The sequence below is a fragment of the Mesorhizobium sp. LNHC252B00 genome (genome assembly GCF_000502955.1).
Lineage (GTDB): Bacteria > Pseudomonadota > Alphaproteobacteria > Rhizobiales > Rhizobiaceae > Mesorhizobium.
In genome coordinates, this window is the sequence record NZ_AYWO01000015.1 from 144,705 (window position 1) to 154,786 (window position 10,082).

Here is a 10,082-nt window from a genome sequence, read left to right on the forward strand (position 1 = left end):
TGCCATATGCCCGTCGAGATGGCAATTAGATACGGGCTTGGTGGTTCGCTATTGCCGCGACGGACAATGCGCCAGAACAACGGATTGCGATATTCCCAGCTATGATTGCAGCACTAAACGGCGCTTTTGAAGACATCTCAAAAGCCATGAGATTACACCGGGTCTGGATCGCGCTTGCCCATGAGGACATCGGCGACCAGCATAGACGCACGACGCTCGGCCCGCTTTGGCTGCTGGTCAATTATCTGTTATTCATCGGCACTTTCATTTTCGTTTTCAAGACTAAAGACACGGACTCGGCCGGGTATACAGCCTATGCATCGATCGGCCTCGTTGTCTGGTTCTACCTCATGGAAATGATCAGCTTGAGCGTGCCCCTGTTTTCGCGCGAAGGCAGTTTCATTCAAGGCACGAGGCTGCCGCTCTTCGTATATGTGATGCGGCTAACGGTGCAATGTATTATCCGAGCGGCCTATTCAGTGGCGGGTTGCATAGTCATCCTGCTGCTGAGCGGCTTGGGGATCAGCATGGAGTGGCTTTTGTCGATCCCAGGGCTGTTGCTAATTGTGCTCGCGACACCAGCAATCGTAACGGTCTTCGCGTTCCTGGGCGCTTTCTTTCCCGATGCTCAGTTCATCGTCGGCAACATCATGCGGGTCGGCACGTTCCTTACGCCCGTCTTTTGGGCCTATCATGGACAAGGAGGCATACAGAACTATGCCTATCATTGGAATCCGTTTACATATTTCCTGGAAGTCGTGCGCGCGCCAATCGCGAGCGGCGAATTCCCAATGCATCCCTTTATTGTGACAGCGTACATCTCTCTGGCTTTTTGGGCGATTGCATTGCTGCTGCTGGGCAGATATCGCAAGCGCGTCGTTTTCCTGATCTGAGTACAAAATGATTTCCGTCAAGCTGGACAATGTCGGCCTCGCCTATCGCCTCTACGAAAAGTTGACGCTTACGGCGCCTGACCGGCGCCTAGGTGGCCTTGGAGGCAAGATCGGACGCTCCGGCGGCAAGCAGGTCGTACAAGCGCTCGAAGATGTCAGTTTTGAACTCAAAGCGGGCGACCGGTTAGGCTTGGTCGGCCCAAACGGGGCCGGCAAGACGACACTGCTCAAAGTATTGTACGGTATCTATCAGCCTTCGGCCGGCACGGTAGCCATCGAAGGCAAAGTCGACGCCTTGTTCAACATCAACATAGGATTTCGCCCCGAGGCGACGGGACGGCGAAATATTGTTCTGAGAGGTTTGATCAGCGGGTGGACGGAGGCCGAGATCCAAGAAAAAATGCCGGAAATCATCGCCTTCAGCGAACTTGGCGACTTTATTGATGTCCCGTTCAAAACCTACAGCCAGGGTATGGCCGCGCGTCTCGCTTTTTCAGCGGCGACAGCGCTTGACCCCGAAATTCTGCTGATGGACGAGTGGATCGGCGCTGGCGACGCTACGTTTCAGGAAAAAGCCAAACGGCGCATGGATGAGCTGGCGGAAAAGGCGGGCATCATCGTCCTGGCGAGCCATAATGAAAGCCTGCTCGAAAGCGTATGTACGAAGAGAATGACGCTTAAGAACGGAAGGGTGGAATCGCTCACGACGAAGCCTGCAAAGAGGGTTGGAGCGCGAGCTAAGTCTTAAAGGTACTCTTCCCGGATACTACATGCTCGCAATTCAGATTCCCAATTCGTCGCACCTGCTGTAGTTGAGCATGTCAAACGTTGCGCCCTGCGGACGTTCCTAAAATGAATTGCGCTCGAGCCGTTGAGTTACCGATGACGAGACAAGAATTTGTTCCGATGAATGATCTGAAGCGCCTGTATCAGCGCTATCGCGTCGAAATCGAGCGTGAGGTACTGAACACGCTACGTTCAGGATGGTGGCTCAATGGCGCGGTCGGCAAAAGATTTGCGGCAAATTTTTCCAGGTTCATAGGTGTCTCGGAATGCGTTCTTGTGGCCAATGGGACGGATGCGCTCGAACTCGCATTGGCCGCAGTGACCAAGCGCAACGATATGCGCGGGCGCGAGGTCATAGTCGCCGCGAATGCGGGGGGCTATGCCAGCTGCGCCTGCTGGCACAATGATCTCGTTCCGCACTATGTCGATATCGAACCGGCAAGTCAGCTCGTAGATCTTCAATCGGTGATGAAAGCAGCCAGCGCAGACACCGCTGCGATCGTCGCCACCCACCTCTACGGTGGCGTCGTCGATGTCCGCGCCATCAGGGCCGGACTTGACCAGGCTGGCCTGTCGCACATTCCGATTGTGGAGGATTGCGCACAGGCGCACGGGGCGAGAATCGGAAGCGACGTTGCGGGTTCGCTGGGCGATATCTCCACTTTCAGCTTTTACCCAACCAAGAATCTCGGAGCAATGGGGGACGGCGGCGCCGTCCTCACCTCCGACCCAGTAACCGCTGCGCATGTACGGCAACTGCAGCAATATGGCTGGAGTTCAAAGTACTATGTCGGCGTGCCCTATGGCCGCAACTCTCGCATGGATGAAGTTCAAGCCGCGATACTGGACGTTCTGCTGGGCGATGTGGATAGCCGCAACCGTCAGCGGCGTGGCATCCTAAATCAATACAAGTCCGTTGCCGGGCGTCGATTGCAGTTCCTGGAAGGTGGCGACGGCGCTGTCGCGCACCTCGCGGTCGTGCTTTGTGACGACCGGGACACCTTCAGGACGTTCATGAAAGAGCGCGGCATCGACACCGACATTCACTACCCTGTGCTGGATTGCGACCAGGTCGGCTGGGCGGACCTACCGATGATGGGAAGCGAAAATCTCACCGTTTCGAGGGCCAGCGTCAGCCGTCTCTGCTCGGTCCCCTGCTATCCCGATATGAGGGAAGACGAGGTAGAGCAGGTCTGCCTGGCCCTCCGCGAATGGGAGACAATGTGACAACACGCTCCATCGTTTTCCCGATCTATCGAAATCAGGCGAACATCACTTCCCTTCTGCGGGCAGTCGCCGATTTCCAGTCCAGATATCAAGGCGACATCGAGTTCGTTTTCGTTGTCGATGGCTCGCCAGATGAATCCGGCCCGCTGCTGGTCAAGGAATTGAAAGGCTCGGGCTATGATTACAAGATCATCTTCCATAGCCGGAACTTTGGTTCGTTCACCGCTATTCGAACCGGGCTCGAACATGCGTCGGGTGATCAGGTCGCGGCCATGGCCGCCGACCTGCAGGAGCCGCCTGAACTGATCGTCGAGTTCTTTTCGAAGCTGGAAAAGGATGAGGCCGACGTGGTGTTTGGGCAGCGAACCGGGCGTAGCGATCCGCCCTTGACCAAATTTCTATCAAGGGCTTTCTGGGCGGCCTACCGCAGGCTCGTCCTGCCCAGCATGCCGAGTGGCGGGGTAGATATCTTCGCCTGCAATCGCCAGGTCCTGGAAGCAATCCTGTCAATCGAGGAGCCGAACAGCTCGCTTGTCGTGCAACTGTTCTGGGTCGGGTTCCGGCGGGAATTCGTGCCCTATCGACGGCGCGAACGAGAGCACGGAACAAGCGCCTGGGGCATGGCACGGCGATTCCGATATATGATGGACAGCATTTTCTCGTTCTCCGACTTTCCGATCATGCTCACACTCTGGGTGGGTTTTGCGGGCTGTGTGTTAAGTCTTCTATTTGCAGTCGTTACCGTGATTGCGCGGCTGCTTGGCAATATCGACCCTGCTGGCTATACGACACTGGTGCTGCTGATCACGGGCTTCGGTTCGGCCAGTCTTCTGGTTCAGGGGATTCTTGGTTGCTATCTCTGGCGGGCTGTTGAAAACACCAAGTCGCGCCCACTCAGGATCATCAGCCGCATCGTTGACGGAACTGCCAAATGACCGACATGCCCTTTTTCATCCATGAGCGTGGTATTTGCGAAAGCACCGATGTCGGGATCGGAACACGCATCTGGGCCTTTGCCCACGTGCTGCCTGGCGCTGTGATCGGCTCGAACTGCAACGTCTGCGATCACGTCTTCATCGAGAACGACGTGATCGTCGGCGATGACGTGACCATCAAGAGCGGTGTTCAGCTGTGGGACGGGGTACGCTTGGGTAATCGTGTGTTTGTCGGCCCGAATGCGACTTTCACCAACGATCGCTTCCCGCGCTCCAAGGAATATCCCGAGACATTTCTGCTGACGACGGTCGAGGACGGCGCGTCCATCGGCGCCAACGCGACTATCCTGCCGGGCGTTGCCATCGGCCGCCAAGCGATGGTCGGCGCCGGCGCCGTGGTGACCAAGAATGTCCCTGCCAATGCCGTTGTGATCGGAAATCCTGCCGTCATTATCGGCTACCAGACAGGTCCGCAGATTGTGCCCGCGGTTACTCAGACCTTCCCAGGCACGGTAGGCGAGAAAATGTCGCTTGGGGTCGGCGGCAGCGAACTCTGGCGGCTGCCGCATTTTGGCGATCTGCGGGGCGAACTCGCCCCGCTTGAATTCGGTTCGAATCTGCCGTTCAAACCGGCCCGGTCCTTCCTGGTTTATGGCGTGCCGTCCGACAAGGTCAGAGGTGAGCATGCGCATCGCGAGTGCCATCAATTCCTCATCGCGGCCCATGGCCGCCTTTCGGTTGTGGTCGATGACGGCCATGATAGAAAAGAGGTTTCGTTGACCGAACCGTCGATCGGCCTCTACATGCCGCCGGGCATTTGGGGAATTCAGTATAAATTCCAGCCGGATACCGCATTGCTGGTCATGGCTTCGCATAATTACGATGCTGGCGATTACATCAGGGACTATGCGGATTTCCTGGATATGGTCAGGCAGGATGGCCGCTGACCGCATTGGCGGGGACGCTGTCCGGTTCCTTGTCGCCGGCGGCCTGAACACCGCCTTGACCAGCCTTGTCTACTTCGCCGGTCTCTCCGTGCTCCCTTCGACTTTGTCTTACGCGCTCGCCTGGCTGGCAGGCCTTGTACTTGTGATGGTGTTCTATCCCGATCGCGTCTTTCCCGGAGGTCGCACGGGCATCGCCGATCGGCTGGCGATCGGCGTCTCGATTGCCGTCGTGTTCGTGCTCGGACTGGCAGCTCTTAAAACGCTCGAAAGCGTGCTGCAAAACACTGCAGCTGCCTTCTTTGTCACCCTAGCCGTCACGACCGTCCTCAACTTCGTGATTTCTCGATGGATACTCCGCAGATCATGCTGACGCCCTCCACCACAATACGACGTGCCATGAATCTCTTTGCGATTTTCATCGCGATGTATTTCTCCGAGTTGGCCTCCTTTCCGCTGTCAATCGATGAAGAAGTAGCAGCTTTCAGGACGGACGCGTCGATCTGGATCATTCAAGGACGCTGGGGCGCGTATCTGATCGAGAGATTCCTTATTCCTCATCCGGTCATGCCTTTCTTGGCTCCGGCCGTCTTTGGCGCCGGTTGCGTAGCCGCCTACCTCCTCGTCATGGACGTCATCAACAAACAAGAATTCTCCATCGCGGAGTATGCATGTTTTGCGATTTTCTGTAGCTTCCCGACCTGGTTCTTTATCGTCGAGTTCTATTCGAACATTGCGGCAATTGGTATCGGCCTGTTCGCGACCGTCCTTGCGCTTTGGCTGATCGCCAAGGAGGACGTTTCGCCCCTTAGCCCACGTTTTCTCGGCGCCGTAGCAGTCGGAGCTTTCGCAATCTCGATCTATCAGAGTTTCGCGCCGGCAATTCTGATCTTGGGCATTGCGATCTTAATTCTGCAAGAGCGGGCCGGCAGCAGCAAATCGTTGCCGAAAGACCTGCTTCGGATTGGTGTTCTGATCGCAGGTGCCCTATTGTTGTACCTCATCGGCAACGTCATTTTCAGATCCTTCGTCCCTGGTCGAAACGAATATTTCGACTCGCTTTCCCAGCCGGACTTTCTGTTTCGACACCCTGTTACCGTTATCGGGCGCGTGCTTGAGGCGATAGGCGGGATTTATGGCCTGGACCAACGTACATACGGAGTTGCATTGTGGGCAATCCCGCTTTTGTTGCTCCTGGGCGGCTGGGCACTCCTGAAGGAATTGCCCCGCACAAAATTACTGCTGACGGCAGTTGCCTTCGTTTCGTTGCTTGTTCCCTTCGCCTTTCATTTCCTTGCTGCAGGCAGCGTGCCTGTCAGAAGCCTCGTCGGGGTGCCGATTGCGGTATGGCTGTTTGCCTATGTCGCAGTGACGAGCAGAAGCCCCAGAATCCGCGGAGCCTCGGCCATCTTGCTGGCGGTGGCACTTTTCCAGATCCAGGTCGTCCAAAACTATCGTCAGGCGTCCAGTTACCTGGTTGACAAGCATGACACTCTGATGGCGGGAGCTATCTTCGACAGGCTGTCGGCAGCGCCCGGTTTTGACGCAAAGCGCCGCTATGCTTTAAGCGTGTTTGGCGCACAGCCATTTGCGACTAACTACCCGAAGCCTCCCGGTTCGACAGTCGGTTACTCCTTCTTCGAATGGGACGGAGGCAACGCATGGCGAATCGCCTACTACATGAAATTGCTCGGCTATTCTAATTTAAGTGGTTCTAGCCAAGAACAGGTGCTTCAGACGATCGTTCATCTTTCGACCATGCCTGTCTGGCCGGCTCCCGGTAGCCTGGAGATCAAAGATGACATTGTCCTGATAAGGCTCGGTGAGACGCCTAGCTACGCAAATCAGCAAGCCCTTAAGGGGGTGGCTAGCCGTTGAGTATCGCGAAGCGTCGGAAGCAAGACCGCAAGATAGTCGAGGGCAGGATGAACACCGAGAGTGGGGGGACACACGTACTAAAGGATGCCTATTCGCGAGTTGAGCTCCCGGGACTCCTGGCAATGCGCTGCTACGCGGCGATATCGATTGTCCTTGTTCATCTGATCGCACTGCCACAACTGCAGGTTCCCAGCTATCTTTGGTTCGTGCCAGCGCATTTTGGCAACGGAGTGCCGCTGTTTTACATAGTCAGCGCATTCGGCCTCTTTGTTGGGTATAGTGGAAGGATCGGCAGACGGCAGGAATTGCGAGAATTTTACCTTCGACGTTTTCTGCGCATCGCGCCGCTATTCTACTTTATGATGCTGATCTATATCCCTTTCTGCCGGGCAATGTGGGGGACGACGATCCCTCTTTCCCAGTTCGTTAGCTCGGCACTGTTCGTCTTCAACTTTGTGCCGAACCACGTCACCGGATTCGTCATGGCGTCATGGTCGATCGGTGTCGAGATGGCGTTCTATGCAATCCTGCCGCTCCTGCTGTTTGCCATCACCGGTCTTGCTCGTTCTGTGATGTTTCTTGCTGTAGCAGTATTCTTGGCGGCCAACTGGGCGTTGGCTTTCCAAGGAACGGAGGGGGTATTAGCGCTCTTTTCTCAATTTTCTCTAATGGCTCACCTGTTCTACTTCGCGGCGGGGATAGCGGGATATTATGTTTAGTTGAGGCTTCGCCTCACTTCGCCGCAGATTGGCCGAGTAGTCTTTGCCGCCAGCCTTCTGACAATTGTCGGCCTGATCTGTTTCGCCAGCCAGATCGCTGCATTTTTTGGAACGATACTGGGGCAAAGCGGCGGCTCCGGCGTCAAAACCGCTTGGGCGGTAACATTGGCAAGCGCAGTCGTGGGGGTTTCCCTGTATCCGCAAAGATGGTTCGTGAACCCCGCCGCGAAGCTGCTCGGCAACGCCAGTTTCAGCATTTACCTCTGGCATCCCGTCGTTATCGTGATCCTGGATCGCTTGGGTCTGTACCGGGCGATCTACGCATCCTTCGATGGAGCGTCCTTGCCGTTCCTTGCCTCAGTGATAGCAACCTTTGTGGCGTTGATACCAGTGTCGTTACTGAGCTATCGGTATATCGAGCGGCCCGGCATGGGCTTGGGTGCTCGCTTCAGCCTTCTCCGGCCAGCCTGATGGCTTTTGCATAAAGGTTGTCACTACCGCATGTTCCTCCAAGCTCAAGCAGCTCCGCCGCACCGCAACCCGCTTCGAGAAAACCGCTCGCACCTACCGAGCCGTTGTCATTCTCGCCGCAATCGTCCTATGGCTGCGATAAATGTCCGCACGACCTAGGTGGATCTCAAGCTTTGATGGTGCATCCTCTTCTTCCGAATCGAAGGAGGCACTATGGACCAGGTTCTTCACGGCAGCACCACACAAAACACCCTAGAGGGCTTGCTTGCGCGCCAGATATACTTCCGTAAATTCGCCTATTATGCCGTGCCCGTGATCGTGAAAACGGCACACCTCGACATCCATTCCAGACCATCGGTGGATCAGTTCCGGAAGGTCATAGCCATAGTGAAATGTCACGAGCGAACCAGCGTCGCTCACCGGATTTCCGTGATATTCCGGCTCGCCGGTATGCTGGATCGTACCATCCGGTCCATAGAGCGCACGGCGCTCACTGTCGGTCTTGCCCTTGTAGGTGGGAACGGTGAAGAGATAAGCGCCGCCAGGTTTCAGGGTCCGGACAATCTCCTTTGTCACCTGCTCCGGCATATTCACATGCTCCATGACATCAAGTGTTACCACGAGATCGAACGTCGCATCACCAAACGTCTGCGCTTCCAGATTTTCGTTTCGGAAGCCCTTGATCGACGAGCCCAGGCGTTCTCCAGGAAAGTACTGTGATTCGACATACCCGGCACATTGGCGCTTCAACTTCGGAGAAATTCCCCGAGGGGTGGGAGACGATTCATGAATAGCGAGGTGACGCCAATGAGGGATATATCGCGTGAGCATAAGAGCCAATGCGCGCTCACGCGGGATCGATCCACATCTGGAACAGAGCAGGTGATCGCGATACCAATCATAGTTGGAAGCAAACTCGACATTAGCTTCACAGATCGGACAGTAACCGGCCCGACGGTAAACTGGACGAGACTCAGAATTCATAGAGCACCCTTAGGATTTTCCAAAACGAAGCCGCAAAAAGGACGCAGCTCTAGTTACGACGTCGGACAACGGCGAAGCAGCACCATCTTCATGGTGCTGCTGCTCCAGCCTGTGGCTGATCCCGTTCTCGGAAAGGAACTGGGCAAAACGATCATACAGGACGGTGTACATGCGCTGAAAGGCATCATAGTCACCACCATGAAGAAGGTCTTCCACGTCTAATTGTCCTACTTTCCCAACCGGGACGTGCGGGATGCTCATAAGTTCCGCCATTTCCGTCGTCCTTGAGTCGTGGGAAATTATGGTCGCCGGAACTCCGTTGGTTAACGCGATCAGGTTTCCGTGAAAGCGCGTCCCTACCGAATAGTCAAACTTTGATATGAACGCATCCCACTCCGCCAAATCGAAGAACATTTTTGCGTTCTCTATGATATGCTTTACATAGATCGATGGATCCATGTCCATGCCCATCTGCCCGAGCACTGCCTGGGCGACCTCCAAATCATTTTCTCGCCCATCTCTGGAAAGCAACATTTTCATTTCCGGTTCTTCGTTTTGAAGAACATACGGATATTGTTTTTGGACAGATAGCTTCAAAAGATCAGCTTCAACGCGCCGGGCAGGTTCGGGATCGGCCGAATGCAAAAATACATTGCGTGATCCGTTCACTGCAACTCTCAGCCTAGCGCCTCGTCTCGGCCTCTTTATCTTCAAGCTGCGACGCAATTTGCGAAACAGACTTGGGCATCCTACCTCTGTGACGTTTTTTATCCCAAAATCATTCATGACCTCAGCCGTAAAATGGCCACGCACGCCCACGGTCTTGCTGCGCTCAGATACGATACGAAGGAAACGCTTACTGCCATCGGGAATATCTGTGACTTTTTTACCAATGGACGATGCTTGGGCACCGAGGCCAGCGACCACACATGGCAGTTTTGTTGGTTCAATAAAATCAGCAAGGTAGGATAAATCAAAATCTTTATAGATAAAATTTGCTGCGGAGATGGCGATGATATCGAAACGTTCGTTTGCCTCTTGTGGGGAATAGCCCAACCCCTGCCCGAATTCTTCAAAACGGAGCTCCTCGAATAAGGACTGCCCTATCAGAAGGTTTCCGGTGTTATATCCAATGACTTCGAATTTTTTTTCAAAGGCAATCTGCGGGTCGAGATGCGGAGCTATTGGCGCTCCGAGAAAAAGAACTCTCACTAAATACTCCTCGACGCTATACGGACATGCGAT

General features: G+C 55.0%; 11 protein-coding genes and 1 pseudogene. 10 read left to right on the plus strand and 2 right to left on the minus strand.

What is annotated here, in order from left to right:
• Positions 1-101 precede the first annotated feature (101 nt).
• The 10 genes and pseudogenes from X744_RS151210 to X744_RS1000000172290 all read left to right on the plus strand — a co-directional run.
• Positions 102-893 carry an ABC transporter permease gene (locus tag X744_RS151210; protein WP_023760549.1) on the plus strand — a complete coding sequence of 264 codons (792 nt, stop codon included), beginning with the start codon at positions 102-104 and terminating at the stop codon, positions 891-893.
• A 7-nt stretch (positions 894-900) separates the two neighbouring features.
• A complete protein-coding gene (locus X744_RS151205) occupies positions 901-1,641 on the plus strand; it encodes an ABC transporter ATP-binding protein (RefSeq protein WP_023760550.1) in 741 nt (246 codons plus the stop codon).
• Between the two features lie 158 nt (positions 1,642-1,799).
• Positions 1,800-2,906: a DegT/DnrJ/EryC1/StrS family aminotransferase gene (locus tag X744_RS151200; protein ID WP_050589562.1), complete on the plus strand. Its 1,107-nt coding sequence runs from the start codon at positions 1,800-1,802 to the stop codon at positions 2,904-2,906.
• On the plus strand, positions 2,903-3,841 hold the full coding sequence (locus X744_RS151195) for a glycosyltransferase family 2 protein (RefSeq protein WP_198032250.1): 939 nt from the start codon (positions 2,903-2,905) through the stop codon (positions 3,839-3,841). Before X744_RS151200 ends, X744_RS151195 begins: the two co-directional genes overlap by 4 nt.
• A 152-nt stretch (positions 3,842-3,993) precedes the next feature.
• Positions 3,994-4,788, plus strand: coding sequence for a WxcM-like domain-containing protein (locus tag X744_RS1000000176020; RefSeq protein ID WP_280948956.1), 795 nt, complete (start codon positions 3,994-3,996; stop codon positions 4,786-4,788).
• The gene (locus X744_RS151185; protein WP_023760554.1) at positions 4,778-5,158 is read left to right on the plus strand and encodes a GtrA family protein; all 381 of its coding nucleotides are present in this window, start codon (positions 4,778-4,780) and stop codon (positions 5,156-5,158) included. The genes X744_RS1000000176020 and X744_RS151185 overlap by 11 nt, the downstream gene beginning before the upstream one ends.
• Positions 5,152-6,663, plus strand: coding sequence for a glucosyltransferase domain-containing protein (locus X744_RS151180; protein ID WP_023760555.1), 1,512 nt, complete (start codon positions 5,152-5,154; stop codon positions 6,661-6,663). Before X744_RS151185 ends, X744_RS151180 begins: the two co-directional genes overlap by 7 nt.
• Positions 6,664-6,785: 122 nt before the next feature.
• Complete coding sequence (locus tag X744_RS151175) at positions 6,786-7,382, plus strand: acyltransferase family protein (RefSeq protein ID WP_198032252.1); 597 nt, start codon at positions 6,786-6,788, stop codon at positions 7,380-7,382.
• Positions 7,383-7,853 (plus strand): acyltransferase, encoded by a 471-nt coding sequence (locus tag X744_RS151170; RefSeq protein WP_023760557.1) that lies wholly within the window; start codon positions 7,383-7,385, stop codon positions 7,851-7,853.
• 31 nt (positions 7,854-7,884) lie between these two features.
• A pseudogene (locus tag X744_RS1000000172290) lies at positions 7,885-7,995 on the plus strand (IS5/IS1182 family transposase); the annotation flags it as partial.
• 110 nt (positions 7,996-8,105) lie between these two features.
• On the opposite strand, the gene X744_RS0137495 reads toward X744_RS1000000172290, so the two are convergent.
• Positions 8,106-8,603, minus strand: a complete 498-nt coding sequence (locus X744_RS0137495) for a class I SAM-dependent methyltransferase (protein WP_023760558.1) — start codon at positions 8,601-8,603, stop codon at positions 8,106-8,108.
• A gap of 243 nt (positions 8,604-8,846) precedes the next feature.
• The gene (locus X744_RS151165; RefSeq protein ID WP_023760559.1) at positions 8,847-10,049 is read right to left on the minus strand and encodes a polysaccharide pyruvyl transferase family protein; all 1,203 of its coding nucleotides are present in this window, start codon (positions 10,047-10,049) and stop codon (positions 8,847-8,849) included.
• Positions 10,050-10,082 lie beyond the last annotated feature (33 nt).

What these genes read in the sequence shown, in the direction of transcription:
- X744_RS151180 (WP_023760555.1), top strand. Translation starts at nt 5,152, where the DNA reads ATGCTGACGCCCTCCACCACAATACGACGTGCCATGAATCTCTTTGCG.
- X744_RS151210 (WP_023760549.1), top strand. Translation starts at nt 102, where the DNA reads ATGATTGCAGCACTAAACGGCGCTTTTGAAGACATCTCAAAAGCCATG.
- X744_RS151175 (WP_198032252.1), top strand. Translation starts at nt 6,786, where the DNA reads ATGCGCTGCTACGCGGCGATATCGATTGTCCTTGTTCATCTGATCGCA.
- X744_RS151205 (WP_023760550.1), top strand. Translation starts at nt 901, where the DNA reads ATGATTTCCGTCAAGCTGGACAATGTCGGCCTCGCCTATCGCCTCTAC.
- X744_RS151200 (WP_050589562.1), top strand. Translation starts at nt 1,800, where the DNA reads ATGAATGATCTGAAGCGCCTGTATCAGCGCTATCGCGTCGAAATCGAG.
- X744_RS151185 (WP_023760554.1), top strand. Translation starts at nt 4,778, where the DNA reads ATGGCCGCTGACCGCATTGGCGGGGACGCTGTCCGGTTCCTTGTCGCC.